16 protein-coding genes are annotated in these 17,857 nt (G+C 49.9%); 3 read left to right on the top strand and 13 right to left on the bottom strand.

What is annotated here, in order from left to right; all coding sequences use genetic code 11:
• Nucleotides 1-218: 218 nt before the first annotated feature.
• Entirely contained in the window at nucleotides 219-998 is a 780-nt protein-coding gene (locus KDK15_RS02195) for a class I SAM-dependent methyltransferase (protein ID WP_257293732.1), read from the top strand.
• 91 nt (nucleotides 999-1,089) lie between these two features.
• Here KDK15_RS02195 and KDK15_RS02190 read toward each other — a convergent pair whose 3' ends face one another.
• The 6 genes from KDK15_RS02190 to KDK15_RS02170 all read right to left on the bottom strand — a co-directional run bounded on the left by KDK15_RS02190 (nucleotide 1,090) and on the right by KDK15_RS02170 (nucleotide 8,009).
• Nucleotides 1,090-1,629 (bottom strand): hypothetical protein, encoded by a 540-nt coding sequence (locus tag KDK15_RS02190; protein ID WP_257293731.1) that lies wholly within the window; start codon nucleotides 1,627-1,629, stop codon nucleotides 1,090-1,092.
• Between the two features lie 82 nt (nucleotides 1,630-1,711).
• On the bottom strand, nucleotides 1,712-1,897 hold the full coding sequence (locus tag KDK15_RS21130; RefSeq protein ID WP_373691318.1) for a hypothetical protein: 186 nt from the start codon (nucleotides 1,895-1,897) through the stop codon (nucleotides 1,712-1,714).
• Nucleotides 1,898-2,116: 219 nt separating this feature from the next.
• A complete protein-coding gene (plsB, locus tag KDK15_RS02185) occupies nucleotides 2,117-4,615 on the bottom strand; it encodes a glycerol-3-phosphate 1-O-acyltransferase PlsB (protein WP_257293730.1) in 2,499 nt (832 codons plus the stop codon).
• Between the two features lie 360 nt (nucleotides 4,616-4,975).
• The gene (gene dapE / locus KDK15_RS02180; protein ID WP_257293729.1) at nucleotides 4,976-6,139 is read right to left on the bottom strand and encodes a succinyl-diaminopimelate desuccinylase; all 1,164 of its coding nucleotides are present in this window, start codon (nucleotides 6,137-6,139) and stop codon (nucleotides 4,976-4,978) included.
• A gap of 324 nt (nucleotides 6,140-6,463) precedes the next feature.
• Nucleotides 6,464-7,096, bottom strand: coding sequence for an endonuclease III (gene nth / locus KDK15_RS02175; RefSeq protein WP_257293728.1), 633 nt, complete (start codon nucleotides 7,094-7,096; stop codon nucleotides 6,464-6,466).
• Nucleotides 7,097-7,196: 100 nt separating this feature from the next.
• Entirely contained in the window at nucleotides 7,197-8,009 is an 813-nt protein-coding gene (locus KDK15_RS02170) for a DUF3943 domain-containing protein (protein WP_257293727.1), read from the bottom strand.
• Nucleotides 8,010-8,332: 323 nt separating this feature from the next.
• Between KDK15_RS02170 and KDK15_RS02165 the strand changes: the two genes are divergently transcribed.
• Nucleotides 8,333-9,061, top strand: a complete 729-nt coding sequence (locus KDK15_RS02165; protein ID WP_257293726.1) for a hypothetical protein — start codon at nucleotides 8,333-8,335, stop codon at nucleotides 9,059-9,061.
• Between the two features lie 52 nt (nucleotides 9,062-9,113).
• Here KDK15_RS02165 and KDK15_RS02160 read toward each other — a convergent pair whose 3' ends face one another.
• The 7 genes from KDK15_RS02160 to rsxA form a co-directional block, all read right to left on the bottom strand.
• Nucleotides 9,114-10,391: a hypothetical protein gene (locus tag KDK15_RS02160; protein WP_257293725.1), complete on the bottom strand. Its 1,278-nt coding sequence runs from the start codon at nucleotides 10,389-10,391 to the stop codon at nucleotides 9,114-9,116.
• A gap of 118 nt (nucleotides 10,392-10,509) precedes the next feature.
• A complete protein-coding gene (locus KDK15_RS02155) occupies nucleotides 10,510-11,253 on the bottom strand; it encodes an electron transport complex subunit E (protein WP_257293724.1) in 744 nt (247 codons plus the stop codon).
• Entirely contained in the window at nucleotides 11,243-11,953 is a 711-nt protein-coding gene (rsxG, locus tag KDK15_RS02150; protein ID WP_257293723.1) for an electron transport complex subunit RsxG, read from the bottom strand. Before rsxG ends, KDK15_RS02155 begins: the two co-directional genes overlap by 11 nt.
• A 3-nt stretch (nucleotides 11,954-11,956) precedes the next feature.
• Nucleotides 11,957-13,039: an electron transport complex subunit RsxD gene (gene rsxD, locus KDK15_RS02145; protein WP_257293722.1), complete on the bottom strand. Its 1,083-nt coding sequence runs from the start codon at nucleotides 13,037-13,039 to the stop codon at nucleotides 11,957-11,959.
• Between the two features lie 88 nt (nucleotides 13,040-13,127).
• Nucleotides 13,128-15,224 (bottom strand): electron transport complex subunit RsxC, encoded by a 2,097-nt coding sequence (gene rsxC, locus KDK15_RS02140; protein WP_257293721.1) that lies wholly within the window; start codon nucleotides 15,222-15,224, stop codon nucleotides 13,128-13,130.
• A complete protein-coding gene (rsxB, locus tag KDK15_RS02135; protein ID WP_257293720.1) occupies nucleotides 15,221-15,811 on the bottom strand; it encodes an electron transport complex subunit RsxB in 591 nt (196 codons plus the stop codon). The genes rsxC and rsxB overlap by 4 nt, the downstream gene beginning before the upstream one ends.
• Before the next feature lie 71 nt (nucleotides 15,812-15,882).
• A complete protein-coding gene (gene rsxA / locus KDK15_RS02130; protein ID WP_020581588.1) occupies nucleotides 15,883-16,467 on the bottom strand; it encodes an electron transport complex subunit RsxA in 585 nt (194 codons plus the stop codon).
• A gap of 468 nt (nucleotides 16,468-16,935) precedes the next feature.
• Here rsxA and KDK15_RS02125 point away from each other — a divergent pair, with 468 nt between their 5' ends.
• Nucleotides 16,936-17,658, top strand: a complete 723-nt coding sequence (locus KDK15_RS02125; RefSeq protein ID WP_257293719.1) for an SDR family oxidoreductase — start codon at nucleotides 16,936-16,938, stop codon at nucleotides 17,656-17,658.
• Nucleotides 17,659-17,857: the final 199 nt, after the last annotated feature.

Here is a 17,857-nt window from a genome sequence, read left to right as displayed (position 1 = left end):
AACGAACGCAACAAGCCCTGCTAGACTTGGCCTGTGCAGGTCTTTTGGTCGCAATGGTTATGGGAAATCCATTGTTGCTTTATGGAATAGCGGTAAAAAACTATGGCTGAGTGAGCTTGAACCGGTTCCGGGGCAATGTCATTGGTGTACATACATTGCAACTGCCGCTCTGGAGGTGTTAGATTCTGCCACCCCGACGGCTCATTTCTTATGCACTGATGTCTACCCAGCTATTTATTCTTGCTTCAGGTCACCCTGCCATTCAGGCATTGCTCGAAAGCCTCGCTGCACAACTGGATACAGGCTTTAGTCACAGTCTTCAAGATGTTGATGAAGGGGCTCTGGTGGCTTTTGATGCATCCGCAGAGCTGGCGGTTCAGCGTGCAGGGTCGAAAGAGAAGCCGATTGTTGTGGATTTTGTCGGTGGCAAGGCAGGGCATCGACGCAAGTTTGGTGGTGGCAAAGGGCAAGATATCGCCAAGGCCGTGGGATTGAATAAAGGTGTCAAACCATCGGTGCTTGATGCAACCGGTGGACTGGGCCGGGATGCGTTTGTTCTGGCCAGCCTTGGGTGCAATGTCACCATGATTGAACGGTCACCGGTGGTGGCAGCCCTTCTTGAAGATGGTCTGCGCCGGGCACTTGAAGATAGTGATGTCGCTCCCATTGCAGAACAGATGTCCCTTTTGCCAGGTAATGCCATTGAGCTGATGAAGGCATCGGACAATAAATACGATGTCGTTTATCTGGACCCGATGTTTCCTCACCGGGAAAAGTCGGCCCTGGTCAAAAAAGAGATGAGACTGTTTCAGGATTTGCTGGGGGATGATCCGGATGCGGATCAGTTGCTGCAACCGGCACTTGATCTTGCACGGTATCGTGTTGTGGTGAAAAGGCCAAGGTTGGCACCGGATCTCAATGGTCAGGCTCCCACCTACCGACTGGAAGGGAAAGTCTGCCGCTATGATATCTATGCCCTGAATGCATTTTCCGGGTAATCTGTCTAACGATAGTTGAGGTTATGATATGACCAGCTTGGACTGGCTTTAAAAAGGATACATTGTCAAAATATCAAAATGAAATCTATGTTTAAACGGTGGAAAAAACTTCTTTTAATTTTGATATTAAATCACTTAAATCATTTCTTTCAGATAAACTGCGCATTTCTTTCGTTAACTCAGGTGGATTATTTTTATTCATATGTTTTACGAAATTTAATAATTCATCATCGGTTAAATTATCAAACAAGTTTTCCCAGGTAGGCGCAATGATCATTTCTCCTCCACCGCGGCAGTCAAAGCCTGTAAAATCACATTCACCTTCAAAGTAAAACACACTACAATCCTCTAACTCACCAGACATTATCCAGGAATCTGTCTCATTTTCACCTTCTTGATATGAGAACACTCTTGCTATATCCCGGCACTCTGTTTGGTATTCATGCATTCCAGGTTGAGGGCATCCTCGTGTTTCCCATTCACCTATTTCGGAAAGATACGAAGAATAAGCATAATCACCCTTCCATTCTTCATTCGCTATTTCCATTGGTTGCTTAGATGAACTTTTTGGATGAGATGAGGTGCTTGTGCAAACACTCTGCGTATTAGTGGCATTCACCTGACTGAACATACCTGAAAAACCTCTCTTTAAGCTCAACGTAGTGTAACTATTCAGCACCCAGTAAAGGCCTATTACTGTAATTCTGAACAGCTCAAATCAGTGATTGGTACATATCCGTACTCTGTTTTCTAGCTGACGAAAAATAACTCCAAATCCGTGCAAAAAAAGCACCTCCGTCTGAACTTCTGAAGTAGCCTGCGATTTTCTGCTTTAATTTGGCCATTCGAACATCTCGTTCACTGCCATTGTCCTCGAAGGGGATTGTAAAATCTGACATGAAGCGCGATGCCCATCACATTCATGGCCTCACGATCCCGCTTTTCAGATATGTTGGTAAAAAATAGTGGTTAAGAAGATGGTATAAAAATCAAAAAAATTCCAGATTTATGTCATTCCAGGTTTATGTAAGTGGTGCTGAACAGTTGCAAACATCTTTGCCTCTGTGACTCCGTGTCTCTGTGGCAAAAAGAGGAAGTTATTCAGTGACAATTCCTGTTCATGGCGTAGCTTTTTCATCTGAATCGTTACTGACTCCGTATCGACTGGTCTGGTTAATACTGTGTCGTATTTCTGTGGTCAAAAGGGAGTGCGCCTGGTCAGCTACTTTTTGAATGTTATCGCCAAACACCAGTTTATTGGTTTGAGTGATCTCCAGTACACCGTGATGGCGCATCTGGGCAATAAAGCTTCGGAACAGTGATTTATCAAAAAACTCCGGCGCATTAAGGCCATGAATAATCGAAAGGCGCTGTGCCAGCACCCCACTCTGATGTTCCAGGGCTTCTGCTTCAATATTACCGCTGCCATTGCGCAGGAGCAGGCTGATAACCATATAGAAGCGTTCCAGTGTCTGGACAATGGAACGAGAGAAAACATTCAACATAATGTATTCGGAGGTGGCAGGGTCCGGCTGGAAATAACACGCTTCGCCCTTGTCATCCTGGCCCTGGGTAATCAGTCCTTCTGCAACCAGACAATCCAGCCATTTCTGCACCACGGCCAGCGCTTCGTGTTGCGTCCACTGCAGGAACAGTTCCGCTTGCAGGTAAGGGTAGAGAATCGCACTGATGCGCAGGATCTCTTTTCTGGTGATGCTGGCACTGTTCACAAAGAAACAGCTGATCAGGGACGGGATAGCAAAAATATGCAGCACATTGTTGCGATAATAGGTCATGGCAATGGCTGTTTTCTCATCCATGCTGATGATATCGCCCAGGGCATCGGTTTTTCTCTGGATCAGCTGCAGGTTTTCCACATAGTGGATCATGCTGCGGGCATCCAGATCCGTCATCGCCATCCGGTCACTGTAGGGAACCATGGACATAAGTCGTGTATAGCCATCCAGCTGGCGGATCAACTCCTCTTCACCCAGTGCATGCCTTGGTGAGGAGAGCAGGGCAATGGCAACCAGGTTGACAGGATTGATGACCGCTGCAGAGTTGATTCTGTTGACCAGCATATTGCCCAGGTTTGATGTGGTTTTTTCCAGCCATTCTGATTTCTCATCGGAACCAGAACTTTCTTTCCAGTTGGGTGCCTGTAAACTCAGGAACGAGCCCAGGTCCAGTGGCTCACCAAAAGTGAGCCACGCCTTGCCAAACTTATTCCTCAGTGCCGCCAGTGTGCGGACTATATCCAGGAGCGACTCACTTTTCTTGGCTTCACCTCTGAGCTCGCCCAGATAGCTGGCCATTTCCAACAGCTTTTCATAACCGAAATAGACCGGTACAAAGGCCAGCGGCTTGCGATGATCACGCAGGAAACTGCGGACGGTGATGGAGAGCATGCCGGTTTTTGGTGCCAGGGTACGGCCTGTTCTTGAGCGGCCACCTTCGATGAAATACTCGGTAGCAAACCCTTTACTGGTCAGTGTGTACATGTATTCATGGAATACCATGCTGTAAAGCGGGTTGCCACGGAATGTTCTGCGCATGAAAAAGGCACCGCCCTTACGCAGAATAGTGCCAACCACCGGCATATTCAGGTTAATGCCTGCCGCAATATGGGGTGGTGGCAAACCTTCATAGTACAGAACGTACGACAGAAGAAGGTAATCGATATGGCTTCGATGGCAGGGCACATAAATAATTGTATGGCTCTGTGCCAGCGCCTTTAATGGCTCGATATGATTGACTTTTACGCCGCTGTAAAGCTTGTTCCAGAACCAGGTCAGGATAATATCCAGGAAACGGATGACGGGCATGGAGTAGTCAGAAGCGATTTCATTGGCATACTTCCTGGCTTTTGCCTCGGCTTCTACCAGGGTGATTTCCTGAGCCGCAGCTTCTACCGCAATGGCTTTCTGAATTCTGGGCGTATGAATCAGGCTGTTGACCAGCATACGACGGTGAGAAAGGTCCGGCCCCAGAACCGACGCTCTTTTCTGGCGGAAATGAACACGGAGAATCCGGTTTACCTTGCGCACACTGCGGGCATGGTTGTTACTGTCACCCATGATTTCCTGCAGTGATAAGGCCGGGCTGAAATACACCATGGTTTGTCGGCCGTGCAGCAGCGTTGCCAGAAACTTCCGGAAACGTCCGCCAAGGCTGAAGTTCCAGTCAAACAGCAGTTTAAAGGCTGACTGTTCCTTTTCCGGAGAGCGTCCCCAGATAATGGTAATGGGAATGAGCTGGACATCCTGATGCTTTGCTTCAACCTGCCTGACCAGTGCTTCAAGTAACTCTGGTGGCTCTGGTCGTTCTCTCTGGAGTATCAGACCTTCGTACTGGCTAAGAAAGAAGTGCGCCTTGCTTTGCGGGTGGTCAGCGACAATGGGCTGGTAAGGGCGGGGCAGGCCTGCTTTTATACACTCACCCTCCAGTACCATCAGGTCCGTCAGGGAGCGCTGGTGCATGACATAGACAACCGGTTTTCCGGTCTGCAGATGCAAAGCTTCAGGGTTATTGTTTTCAACCGTGGTACGCACCCACGTAGAAAGGAGTTTTCTCAGGCTATGAAAAACATAGCGATTCAGGGTAATGGGCTTCAGCATGGAACTGGCTCTTGGCCTGCATCCGTTAGTAAAGGAGATAAGAAACGTCAGAAGACTGATACCGATAAGCCGTTACAGGCCTCCTGGCTTGAGATTAAATTGTAGCTCTCAAGTCGCTGGTGAATTAATCGGGCATTCTAGCCTGATTACGTGGTGTTGCGCAAAAGTTACGAAGCTTCAGTGTGTTGTTGCCGGTGGCAAGTGATGGAATTAAATCTGCTTTTAAAGAATTCCCCTGAGATTGTCCCATGGACGACACGGATATTATATTCATTCAAAGACCTGATGCGATGCAGTTTGCCATCAACTGATATGTGGCTTCCTGATTTGTAATTATCCAAGCCTGTTTCATGGGCTACCTTACATTCTCGGACAGCCTCCTAGCAAATGCCTAAGTATACCTGTATAGATTTCCTGCAGGGTATCAAGATCTTCAGCGTTAACGCATTCATTCACTTTATGGATGGTGGCGTTAACCGGGCCAAGCTCTACCACCTGTGCACCCGTAGGAGCGATGAAACGACCATCGGAGGTGCCGCCGGAGGTTGATAATTCCACCTCCATGCCGGTAACGGCCAATATGGCTTTCTGAGCTGCATTGACCAGAGCCCCGGGGCGGGTTAAAAACGGCTGACCGTTCAGATGCCAGTCAATATCGTACTCCAGCTGATGACGATCCAGAATCGCGGTTACTCTTTTCTGAAGTTGCCCGGCAGTCAGTTCTGAAGAAAACCGGAAGTTGAAATTAACCTGGCACTCTCCGGGGATGACGTTGCTGGCACCGGTGCCGGCATGGATCTGCCAGATCTGGAAGCTGGTGGGCGGAAAGAATTCATTGCCTTCATCCCAGACTTCTCCGGTCAGATCGGCAATGGCCAGGGCTACTTCATGTACCGGGTTTCTGGCCAGGTGAGGGTAGGCTACATGCCCTTGAATACCTTTGATCGTAAGGTGGCCATGGAGTGAGCCACGGCGGCCATTTTTCACCACATCACCCACCGTATTGGTGCTGGAGGGCTCACCAATCAGGCACCAGTCGATTTTCTCGTTTCGTGCTTCGAGGTGCTCAATAACTTTTACGGTACCGTTTTTGGCGGGGCCTTCTTCGTCACTGGTAATCAGAAAGGCAATTGACCCTTTATGGTCAGCGTGCTCTGCCAGAAAGTCTTCGCAGGCGGTGACCATGGCCGCGAGGCTGCCTTTCATATCAGCGGCTCCACGCCCGTGCAGCATTCCGTCGATGATTGTCGGCTGAAAAGGTGGATTATCCCATTTCCCTTCCGGGCCGGTGGGCACTACATCGGTATGTCCGGCAAAGGCGAGCACCGGGCTCTGGTCACCTCGGCGCAGCCAGATGTTATCGACTTCACCAAAGCGGAGTCGCTCGACCTTGAAGCCCAATGGCTCCAGTCGGCTGATCATAAGTTCCTGACAGCCCGCATCTTCAGGAGTGACGGAAGCGCGGCTGATCAAGTCCATTGCCAGTTGCAGGGTTTTGGAGGTCATAGTCAGGGAATCGGTCATTTATTGTTCTGGGAAGCAATCGATAGTCGGAAGCAATTGAAGAGCAGTCTAGCATTTTTCCCCAGACTGCAACCATTTGAGAATTTCCCGGACATATTTGCCATGGACGGCCAGTGAAGGTATGGAGTCTGAGCCGGTGTTTCAGCCATTCGGTATTCTATAGAAATTGAAGCCTTTCCTGGCACAGAAGCTGGCATAGGCATTCCTGGACTCCCGGGAGCACTGGTTTTCCTGATCATATAGCCCTTCTATTACACCGTAGTGGAATGCCATGAACGGATATTTTCTTGTGCAAAGTGAGTCAGGCTAAATGCAAACCTTAGCCTAAGACGTTTTCTGTTTGTACTCACAAAGATCTTCAATAATGCAGCTACCACAGTGTGGCTTTCTTGCTTTACACACATAACGGCCATGGAGGATCAGCCAGTGGTGGGCATCCAACAGAAACTCTTTGGGAACCAGTCTGACCAGCCGTTTTTCCACTTCCAGAACATCCTTACCGGGTGCGATACCCGTTCGGTTTGATACCCGGAAAATATGGGTGTCCACCGCCATGGTGGGCTGATTAAAGGCGGTATTTAAAACGACGTTTGCCGTTTTTCGTCCGACGCCGGGAAGCGCTTCAAGATCTTTCCGGTTATCGGGTACCACGCTATTGTGCTTATCAATCAGCATCTGACAGGTTTTGATAACATTTTCTGCCTTGGCATTAAATAACCCAATGGTTTTGATGTACTCCTTCAGGCCATCAACACCCAGGGCAAGAATGGCCTCAGGGGTATTGGCAACAGGGTAAAGCTTGTCGGTGGCTTTGTTCACCCCCACATCGGTGGCCTGGGCAGACAGTATCACCGCGACAAGCAGCTCAAAAGGTGTACTGTAGTTTAACTCTGTCGTTGGGTTGGGATTAGCGTCCCGAAGCCGGGTAAAAATCTGTGTGCGCTTTTCCTTGTTCATCCTTTGACCAGTAAAAAAGTATAAAAATCAGTTTGTAATTATTTTAATGCAAAACAGGGCTGGAATGCCCTATTTCTGAAAGGGAATAGCAATGAAAGGGTTACATCCGGAATGTCATGACCAGGCCGAAATAGTTCCGGTCTTCATCTTGATTCTCTACCTGATAAAAGGTCGGAGCAAATGCCAGACGGATATCAAAGTCTTCCACAACGGGCTGTTCACGGTCACCATTGAGCCACTGGTCAATACTGTCTACCGGGTCAAGGAAAAACAACGCCGTGGAGCCCAGGCCGGAAGAGCCCCATACCAGACCATCATTCTCTGCAATCGAACGTTTCTGCTGGTAAGCCCATTCACCATATAGCCAGCCACCCACGGGGGTTACGATAATATCCTGAATGGAAGGCACTTCAGCGATGGCTTCAATACCGTACTCCCAGTAGAAGGTGGACATCAGGAAGGAGTAGACAAAGGAATTCCACTGGTCGTAACCAGACTCCCGTGCAACGATGTAATAAACGCCACCGAAGTAAGGATGTGTTACGTAGTTAAGGAAAAATTCATCTTCATCCATAACCGGGCCTGAACTGACATTGTCCCACCATTTTTTGTGGAACTGTTTCAATTCAGACTTATCCCAGTTGGTAAAGGACTCAGGCATAACAGCCAGGGCTCCAATCACACCGACACCCAGACCGAACATTAGTTTTGTCTGGGACCAGAGACGTGCCTGATTCTCCTGAGGATTGTCATCGAACAGGGTTACCGCCCATGGGGAGCGCTCTTCCTGAAGAGAGAGTGTGAACTCTGGCTCAGCTTCTGTTGGGACTGCGGGAGCTGTGGCGTTGGCCTGGACAAAGCCGGAAAGCATGATCAGGCCAGATAAAAAAACTGTCAATATCTGGTTAAGCATCGTCTGTTATTCATGAGATGGCTGGGGGAGGCGCAGACACCACCCAAAAATGGGTATCCATTCAGGTTATTACCCCTGTTTTGGACAAAAGGAGACGATTCTATAGCGAATTCTGTCAATAATCGATTGAGCTTTATCATTATTTCCAGTTTTACCGAGCTGATAAATCAGCTTCTCATTCTGTAATGCCGGTTTTCTGACTGCTCGTTCAGTTGCCTGGACACGAATCAGGTTTCCACATGCTACATTGAAATAAAAAAGCAGTATAGGGATGTATCGTGTTTAATAAGCAGTTATACCTGTCAGTTGTCACAGGTTTGTTAATGATCGGTGGATTATTTCCTTCAACCAGAACGCTGGCTGTATCCTCACCGGAGCATGCGCCTGTTCCACATACTCAATATTGGAATATTATTGCCAACCGCCTTGCTGAAAGTCTCATCTCCAGAGGACGCATTGGATCAGACACCGTTTATGTTGATAAAAAACATATCGCTTCAGGTGCTGTCCGGTACCTTGAAAAGCAGCTGTCAGTTTCATTGAGAAAATCCGGTGTGAACTTGAATACTCCAACCAATGCTCGCTACATAATTGAGCTTGATGTTGAGATCAGGGCGCGGTCGAATGGAATGGGTACCGTGTATGCTGAGGGAGGTGACATCGACCAGTTGTGGCAGATAAAGGAGTTCGATCCTGTCTATTCAGGTCAGTATGCCCGTTATGAAACGATACCACTGACAATGAATCGGACAGTAACCAGAAACCCACTTTCAGATACCGACACAGAAGTAATTATAACCGCCAGAGTGATGGAGAGAGGCTGGATTCTGATATCGCAAAATTATGCGTTCTATTTTTTAGCTGAACAGACTGGGCGTGAAAATAAGCCTCTGCAGAACAGCATCTCGAAGGCGGAAGAGGATTATGCTGATAGTAATGCCCTGTTTATGGAACATCAGAACCGGCAGAGTGGCTTTATCAATCATCAGAAAAAACTTGATAATCATATTCAAAGATTGATTGATAGCTATGATCTTGATGTGAATTTTTAGGGACTTTCGCAGGTTGGCATAACAAGTCAGAAAGCCATCCTGCGAATAAGGCCTAAACCAGTCGTTCCACAGGTGGTTGCTCAGGCTTATAGAGTTGCCATTCACCGGCTTTCTTGGATTCAAATAGCTTCCATTCCGGGGCTTCAACCCAATTGGTTGTCACATGATACTCCGGATTTAACAACTGGATTGCCTTTCTGGCAGAGTCGATGGCAAGGAATAAATCTTTAGGACTTTCCAGCGAAGCCTTGTCACCACTGGCGCGGATGGTAATTGGAGAGTAGCCATTGTTGTCACTTCTATTGTCAACAACGCGTTCTGTGGCAATTTGCTGGGCACTTATATGGGGCTGATTGCTGACCAGAACGATGTCTCCGGGAATCGTTCCAGGCAGTTGTCCCAAGGCATTAAAGGCAGACACCATTGTTGCTTCGGTGTTTGGTCTGCCAATGCGGATGCTTTCATCATCTTTAAGCGTGTATTTGCCATTTTCCTGGAGAGACTGCTGATAGTAGTGAACGTCTCCGGTATAAGTTACATAAATGGTTTGTTTGTTCAGAAAGCATTCCTGGTCACCCTCACGGAGCATGTCCATAATAGCCATTTGGGCATGAGCTTCTGTGGCAGTGGGTCCCAGGTCAGTTTCAAGATCATTAACAATCTTCTGTATGCGATCATGCAGATCTTTATTGCTATCAAGATCCTGAAGCTTATCGACTTTGCTCAAAAGCCTTGAAGAACCATTACAAAGCAGCAGTCCGGGCAATTTATTATCACTGTTCTGTGCAATAGCAAACTCAGCGCGAAGCTGCATTCGAGGAATAGCTGCTCCCGGAAAAAGAAGAGTTGTTTGATCAGTAAACTCAAGGGGCTCTGCATCAGAAGTCCTTAGTGGCTCAAGTGCTGATCTTAGCCGTTCTTTGGCAACGTCACTCAGGTTTTCAATGGCAGCAGTTTGCTCTGTGGCATCCCAGCGCTCCACTATTTTTCCCTGTTCTTCCCTGTGAATGGGGCTTTGATGAAAATAGACATCAAGTTGCCTGATAAGTTTAATGAGACTTTCGTACTTTTCTGGCTCCGACAGTGCAATAAAATTTTCTGGAGTTCGCAATGAGGGTTCAGGCACCTTTTTGCCAAATACATCGTTCATAACCTCAACCAGATTTACCGTATCGAGGATAAAGCGTTGGCTGTCCAGAATGCATTTCTGGAGTTGCGTCATTTCATCAGGCTTTGATCTGCTCGCCTTCACGTCTTCAACCGCTGTTTCTGTGCCTGTTGGTGTTGTCATTGGTTGTGGGGTTGCGGGAGTAAATTGAGCAGGTAACATTACAGAATTTTCCTCTGGATTAACGGGTGCCTGTCTGATAAATCAAAAAAGATTTACCGATTCTGAATCAATAGACAGGAAATCAGAGAATAAGTTCCAATATAAGCGTTAAGAATAATCAAACATTACCGGTAACCCTGACCCGTTTGCTTACTTTTGCTGTTACCGGTTTCAGGCTTTTTTTTCTTTCTTCCAGGCGACGATCAATACTATTTTTAATGGCAATCAAAAAGCCCATAAAGACAAAGGCACCAGGGGGAAGAATGGCAAACAGGAACTGTTTATAGTTGGCAATCACCGTAATGGTCCAGTCAGCCGCAATGGGCCCCAGCAGCAGGTCCATGCCGGAGAACAGCGTACCCTGGCCAATCAGCTCCCGCAGCGCCCCCAGCAATACCAGAATCACGGCAAAGCCCGTACCCATCATCAAACCATCAAAAGCGGCAGGCAGCACCGGGTTTCTGGAGGCAAAGGCATCGGCTCGACCCAGGATAATGCAGTTGGTGACAATCAACGGAATAAAAATACCCAGAATCCGATAGAGCTCATAGGTATAGGCCTGCATCAGCAGTTCGATACAGGTGGTGAAGGAAGCAATAATCATCACAAATACTGGCAGGCGAATGGCATCTGTTACCTGGTGTCGTATAAGAGAGACGGCAACGTTGGAGCCCATCACCACCAGCATGGTGGCTATGCCCAGACCAAGCGCATTGACGACACTGCTGGAAACCCCCAGCAGAGGGCACAGACCCAGTAGCTGGACCAGTGCCGGGTTGTTTTTCCAGAGACCGTCCAGGGCAATCTTTGCGGCCTGGCTGCCAGCGGTACTCTTGTTGTTCGCCGCAGTGTCATTTGTCATATTGAATCTCCTCGCGGACACCGGCGATTGGGTCCAGCAATAGCTTGCGGTTTGCCTCAAAGTATTGCAGGGCGCGGTAAACTGCGGCAACAACCGCTCTTGGCGTTATCGTGGCACCGGTAAACTGGTCAAACTCACCACCGTCTTTTTTCACCCCCCAGCCTTCACTAACAGGGTTGCCCAGGGATTTGCCGACAAACCCGAGAATCCAGTCGGTGACATTGCTGTTGATCTTATCACCAAGCCCGGGCGTCTCTTTGTGGGTGATGGCTCTGACGCCTGCCAGTGTGCCATTCCGGTTGATGCCCACCAAAAGCTCAATTCGCCCGCTATACCCGTCAGGTGCGGTGACCGGCAGAATGACGGCAGAGACCGCTCCATCATTCAGGGCAATATAGGCGTCACGTTGATCCAGGCTGGAAAGCAGTGTGGATGGCTCCAGAACAACTTTGGAATCTACAAGCACATTGTCGTGAGTATCTGCCGGTAAAATCTCCATCAATGCTTTGGCTTCATAGGCGCGAACCTGTGTCTCTATTCGTTCCTGAGTCATGATCCAGGTCACGGAAATCAGGCCTACGGTAAATACGGCAAACAGACCAAGGCCCAGGCTATTACGAAAAATGCTCTGAAGCAGGCCGTTCCCACCGGGAGCCTTGCTGTCGGTGGTGTCTTTTAAAGGAATCTGGCCGTCACTCATGATTCAGTCCTTCTTTGGCAGGCCTTTATTAGCCTTGTGGTGGCCATAAGTGCGTGGCTGAGTGTAATAGTCGATGGTGGGGGCAGCCATATTCATCAGCAGTGTGGCAAAGGCGACACCATCAGGGTATCCACCCCAGGCACGGATGACATAGACCATAACGCCAACACCCGCACCAAAAATCAGACGTCCGCGGTTGCTGGTTGCACCACTGACCGGGTCCGTAATGATAAAAAAAGCACCCAGCATGGTGGCACCACTGAGCAGGTGAAACAGCGGGGAACCCTGACTGTCTGACCCGTTACCACTCCAGAAGAGGGTCGCCATAATCGCAATGGCGGCGAGCATCCCTGCAGGGCCATGCCAGGTAAATACTTTTCGCCAGATCAGAAATACGCCGCTGGCCAGATAAGCCAGGTTAACCCACATCCAGCCACGACCAGCCATGCCATCAAATACCGGGTTGGCTTCCCACAGTTCATTGATGGTCAGGCTTTTGTTTTCGCGCAACACATCCAGTGGGGTGGCCATACTGATGGCATCAACACTGACAGCCTGACCCAGAGGGAAAATGGTGAACAATGCATCGCTCAGGCTGTTGTTATGGCCTTCCAGCCCCAGTGGCGGCAGCCAGGTGGTCATTTCCTGTGGAAACGAAATCAGTACCACAACATAGCCCAGCATGGCCGGGTTAAAGGGGTTCTGACCCAGGCCGCCATAGAGATGTTTGCCAATAACCATGCCGAAGGACACGGCGACCAGTGATAGCCACCAGGGAGCAAAGGGCGGCAATGCCAGCCCCAGCAGTACACCGGTCAACAGGGCACTGCAATCACTCAGGTAGAAGCTCACGGACCGCTGGCGCAGTGATACCACGGCTGCTTCGCAGCCCATTGCAACCAGGGAACACCAGGCAACATTGATCAGTGCACCCCAGCCAAAAAAGACCGTTTGTGCCATCAGACCGGGGATAGTGGCCATGATCACCAGACTCATGACCCGCTGAGTGCTGTTTTGTCCCAGCGCGTGGGGTGAGGTCTCTCTTCCCCTCTGGCTGATAGATGATCTGCTATTAATCAAAGCCATTCAAGGGTTCCGCTCTGTTGTGTCTTTATCATGCTTCCCGGGTTTCCTCCCACGCAGAGCATGGGAACGAGGTGACTGTGGCTGCAAGTCACGAGAGACCCTCAAGAGCCTGTTTCATCTCAGCCGCCTTTTGTTCCGCTGTCACCAGCTGTTGTTTCAGCGTATCCAGTTCATCTTCACCGGCACTGGCGATCGCTCGCTGAAGTTTTTTCACCGCAGCGTTGGCCATGGCCGACTCGATTTTCAGCTTTTTCGCTTCATCACTTAACGGCGCTTTGGCGGGTTTTTCTGGATTGTTTTTGCTGGCAGAATCCTGGGCCTTTTCATCAAACGCCTGCTGAAGTTTGCTGACCTGCTCATGCAACATCGCCAGGTTAGACTTCAGTTGTTCAATATCTCCCCTGTCGCCTTTAAGCTCAGCGGAAGCTTCTGCGGCAGCCAGCGCTCTTTCCGTCTTTTTGGCCTGAGCTTTGGCCATGGACAGCTGAACTTTCAGCTCTTTCTGTTTGGCGGACAGCGGTCTATCAGATGCTGAAGGCGCCTGACCGGCTGACGTAGACTCAGAAGCCCCAGCAGCCGCTGCTTTTCGTGCTTTGGCCCGGGCGATAGCGGCCTGGATTGGGTCCTCTTCGGCTTTGGCGTCGCTCCCGGTTTTTTCCGCTGTTTTGGCCGCCTTCAGTTTTGCCGCCCGCTCGGCATTGGCTTTTCGTTTGGCCTCTTTCTCGGCTTTTTCCTGTGCCAATCTGGCCAGACGATCTTCGTAGCGCTGTTTGGAGCGCTCGGACTTGGCGTGTTTGGCTTCCTGGGTGCGAATAGCGCCTTTGGATGCCCGGTAATACTGCACCAGCGGAATAGACGACGGGCAGACGAAGGAGCAGGCACCACACTCAATACAGTCAAACAGGTTGTGGTGCATAAGCTGCTCATGGTTCTCAGCCCTGGCGTGCCAGTAAAGCTGCTGCGGCAGCAAGGACGATGGACACGCCTCAGCACAGTGCCCACAACGGATACAGGCCTGGGCATCCGGTGCTGCCGGAAACTCATCCTCAGTCGCGGCAATCAGACAGTTTGAGGTTTTGATCACCGGGATATCCATGCGGTCAACACTGAAGCCCATCATGGGACCGCCAAACACCAGCGTTGATAATTCGGACGCTTTGAGCGCAGCGTATTGCAGCAGGTCCTGGGCCAGTGTACCGATCAATGCTTCTACATTTTGTGGCGCTGTCAAGGCATCACCGGTGAGGGTGGTGATGCGTGAGATCAGCGGCTTGCCGTCAACAATGGCTTCTTTGACCGCAACGGCTGTGCCCACGTTCTGAACCACCATGCCCAGATCCGCTGGCAGTTTTCCAGAAGGCACCTCCTGAGCGGTAAGAATCTGGATCAGCTGCTTTTCACCACCGGAAGGGTAGATGGCAGGAAAAACGACGATGTCTATATTTTTGCCAGCGGCCGCCCTGCGCATCGCGGCGATGGCTTCCGGTTTATTGTCTTCAATACCGATCAGGCACTCCTGGGCACCCAGCATGTATTGGAGGATTTCTGCGCCCTCAATCACTGCATCAGCCTTTTCCCGCATCAGCATATCGTCGGCGGTAATATAGGGCTCACACTCCGTGCCATTGAGAATCAGGGTATTGATTGCCGTGCCGGGTGCCAGTTTGATGGCCGTAGGGAAACCAGCGCCACCCATACCGCTGATGCCGGCATCACGCACTTTCTCTACCAGCTCGGCAGGCGACAGTTGACGATAATCTGTGACGGGTGCCAGTTGACACCATTGCTCCTGACCATCAGCGGCCAGAATGATGCACAAGTCGTAAAAGCCGGAGGCGTGGGGAATTGGACGGTTCTCAATGGCGGTAATAGTGCCCGAGGTCGGCGCATGCAACGCGGCGCTGACAAAGCCGGAGGCTTTGGCAATCATCTGGCCTTTGAGTACTTTGTCCCCCACGCGGATCAGCGGATCAGCAGGCAAGCCAGCATGCTGGGACAATGGCAGAACCAGTGTTTCAGGCAGAGGCGGAACACTGACAGGGCAGCTGGTTGACTGATGCTTGTTTTCTTCCGGGTGAACCCCACCGGTCAGCGGCCAGATTTTGCGTTCAGAACTTGCTATCACCTGGCTCCCGGCCACAGGACTCTGGATGTCTTGGTGTGGGCTTTTTGCGATTGCGTTCATACGGTCTGCCCCCTGAGGTCAGTGGCAATCAAGCCAGCCTTGCCATGATTCGGCTGGGGCAGCGCCCAGCTCCAGGTCCTGACCGTGATATCCACAGGGCGCATTTCGATACAGTCAACAGGGCAGGGCTCAACACAGAGGTCGCAACCGGTACACTCATCGGAAATCACCGTGTGCATCTGTTTGGCAGCACCCAGGATGGCATCCACAGGGCAGGCCTGAATGCACTTGGTACAACCGATACACTCTGCTTCCCGAATAAAGGCAACTTTGGTGACTGACTCCTGCCCATGTTCCGCATCCAGCGGCTCAGGCTCCATATCCAGCAGGTCCGCCAGGGTGTTGATGGTTGCCTGACCACCGGGAGGGCACTTATTGATGGCATCACCATTGGCAATGGCTTCCGCATAAGGGCGACACCCCGGGTAGCCACACTGGCCACACTGGGTCTGGGGCAGAATTTCATTAATCTGGTCAACAATCGGGTTGCCTTCCACCTTAAAGCGAATAGCGGCAAAACCGAGAATAGCCCCGAAAATCAGGGCGAGAGCCAGCAGGGCTCCTATAGCGTAAAGAACAATGTCCATGGACTAACGCAATCGCTCCTTCAGCTTTTTAAGAGGTCTGGCATTTCTCATCATTGCATGAAATCCTGCATTCACAATTTGATCAGTCCGGTAAAACCCATAAATGCTAACGACATCAGACCTGCACTGATCATACCGATGGCCGCACCTCTGAATGGCGTTGGTACATCCGCAGCGGCAATGCGCTCACGCATAGCAGAAAACAGCACCAGTACCAGGGAAAAACCGGCCGCAGCACCAAAACCGTAGGTGGCTGAATCCACCAGTGAGCTGTCCATTCGGTTGGTGTTCAGCAGGGCAACCCCAAGTACCGCACAGTTTGTGGTGATCAGTGGCAGGAACACGCCCAGTACCTTATGCAGCAGCGGGCTGGTTTTGCGCACCACCATCTCTGTGAATTGCACCACCACGGCAATCACCAGAATGAACGAGATGGTTTTCAGAAACTCCAGGTTCAGTGGCAACAGAATGTACTTGTACGTTAAATAGCTGCAGATAGAGGCCAGTGTCAGCACAAAAGTGGTGGCCATCGACATACCCATGGCCGATTCCAGCTTGTTGGACACGCCCATAAAAGGACACAACCCAAGGAATTGAACCAGTACAAAGTTGTTGACCAGTATGGCGCTGACCAGAATCAGTATCAGTTCGCTCATTGGTTTTACCTGCTGCAATGCCCGGCTCTTAAAGAGCCAGCCGATCATAAATGCGGTTGGATACCTGATGAAAGGCGTCAAGTATATATTTCCGGAAAAAGCAGATAAATCATGTTTAAAGATGTAAACCGAATAACGATAAGCCGCTAACCGGTTTGGATGCTTTTTCCGGAAGATTCATCGAGTCTTAATTGAACAGCCCTGGCTCAGGAGGCGGGGATTATAACGCCACAACAGGCAGGATGCATGTAGTGATGCCTCTAATGGGGCTGAAGAATACCGAATAACAGACAACGAATGGAGTGTCCCCATAAGTAAATCTTTTCAGATCAGCTATCCTAAGTAACCAGAAATGTTTGATTCTATGTGGCCAACTACTGAATTGTCTGTTCTTTATTAACAGATAACCGGGTTCACCCTACGCCGGTGAACTGAACTCCCAATATTCCCTCCTGCAGGAGTCCTGCCATGAATAAGCCATTGGTCGTTATTACCGGAGCCAGCTCTGGTATTGGTGAAGCCGTTGCCAGGGGCATGAGTCAACTTGGACATCCATTGTTATTACTGGCCAGAAGGGCCGAGCGCCTGGAGGCCCTGGACCTTCCTGACGCACTTTGCCGGCGAGTGGATGTGACGGATCGTGATGCCTTGAAACTGGTCATCGAAGAAGCTGAGTCCCGCTATGGGCATACAGACTGCCTTATCAACAATGCCGGGCTAATGCAGCTGGGGCGTGCTGATGAACAGGATCCTGCCGAGTGGGATACTATGGTTGATGTGAATATCAAGGGTGTTTTGAATGGCATCCATGCCGTTGCCCGTCAGATGAAAGCCAGAAAAGGGGGAACCATCATCAATATCAGTTCAGTGGCCGGTATCAAAAGTTTTCCAAATCATATGGCCTATTGTGGCACCAAGTTTGCCGTGCACGGATTGTCTGAAACGCTAAGAGAAGAACTGGCTGACGACAGTGTCCGAGTGGTAACCATTGCACCGGGAGCGGTAGAAACTGAGCTGCTCAGCCATACAACATCCACTGAGATCAAGGATGTCTATGAACAGTGGAAGCACGGCATGGGAGGCGTTATTACGGCGGAGGATATTGCCCGTTGTATTACCTTTGTGTATCAGCAGCCGCAAAATGTCTGTATCCGTGAACTGGTAGTGACTGCTACCCGGCAAACGGCATAGAGGATTTTCAGACCGAAGACACCGCACTTTAATCTCATTATGAGAGGTTAATGTCACTGACTCAGTCTTTGAGTAATGTGGCTAATTGGTCTAGAAATTCCTGCTTCTTTGTCAAATAGCCCAGCTATTTTCTTAAGAATCAGGAATTTTTATCCTCAATTTCTCGCAATCCTCGCTACGGGCGCTATTCTCGGACAGC

It is taken from the genome of Endozoicomonas sp. YOMI1, from assembly GCF_024606345.1.
Lineage (GTDB): Bacteria > Pseudomonadota > Gammaproteobacteria > Pseudomonadales > Endozoicomonadaceae > Endozoicomonas.
The sequence above is the reverse complement of the archived record's forward strand: the minus strand, read 5'-3'. Positions and strand labels throughout refer to the sequence as shown.

Bases quoted from the DNA above. Each gene is read 5' to 3' on its own strand.
- KDK15_RS02195 (WP_257293732.1), top strand. From the start codon at position 219: ATGTCTACCCAGCTATTTATTCTTGCTTCAGGTCACCCTGCCATTCAG.
- KDK15_RS02190 (WP_257293731.1), bottom strand. From the start codon at position 1,629: ATGTTCAGTCAGGTGAATGCCACTAATACGCAGAGTGTTTGCACAAGC.
- KDK15_RS21130 (WP_373691318.1), bottom strand. From the start codon at position 1,897: ATGTCAGATTTTACAATCCCCTTCGAGGACAATGGCAGTGAACGAGAT.
- plsB (WP_257293730.1), bottom strand. From the start codon at position 4,615: ATGCTGAAGCCCATTACCCTGAATCGCTATGTTTTTCATAGCCTGAGA.
- dapE (WP_257293729.1), bottom strand. From the start codon at position 6,139: ATGACCGATTCCCTGACTATGACCTCCAAAACCCTGCAACTGGCAATG.
- nth (WP_257293728.1), bottom strand. From the start codon at position 7,096: ATGAACAAGGAAAAGCGCACACAGATTTTTACCCGGCTTCGGGACGCT.
- KDK15_RS02170 (WP_257293727.1), bottom strand. From the start codon at position 8,009: ATGCTTAACCAGATATTGACAGTTTTTTTATCTGGCCTGATCATGCTT.
- KDK15_RS02165 (WP_257293726.1), top strand. From the start codon at position 8,333: ATGATCGGTGGATTATTTCCTTCAACCAGAACGCTGGCTGTATCCTCA.
- KDK15_RS02160 (WP_257293725.1), bottom strand. From the start codon at position 10,391: ATGTTACCTGCTCAATTTACTCCCGCAACCCCACAACCAATGACAACA.
- KDK15_RS02155 (WP_257293724.1), bottom strand. From the start codon at position 11,253: ATGACAAATGACACTGCGGCGAACAACAAGAGTACCGCTGGCAGCCAG.
- rsxG (WP_257293723.1), bottom strand. From the start codon at position 11,953: ATGAGTGACGGCCAGATTCCTTTAAAAGACACCACCGACAGCAAGGCT.
- rsxD (WP_257293722.1), bottom strand. From the start codon at position 13,039: ATGGCTTTGATTAATAGCAGATCATCTATCAGCCAGAGGGGAAGAGAG.
- rsxC (WP_257293721.1), bottom strand. From the start codon at position 15,224: ATGAACGCAATCGCAAAAAGCCCACACCAAGACATCCAGAGTCCTGTG.
- rsxB (WP_257293720.1), bottom strand. From the start codon at position 15,811: ATGGACATTGTTCTTTACGCTATAGGAGCCCTGCTGGCTCTCGCCCTG.
- rsxA (WP_020581588.1), bottom strand. From the start codon at position 16,467: ATGAGCGAACTGATACTGATTCTGGTCAGCGCCATACTGGTCAACAAC.
- KDK15_RS02125 (WP_257293719.1), top strand. From the start codon at position 16,936: ATGAATAAGCCATTGGTCGTTATTACCGGAGCCAGCTCTGGTATTGGT.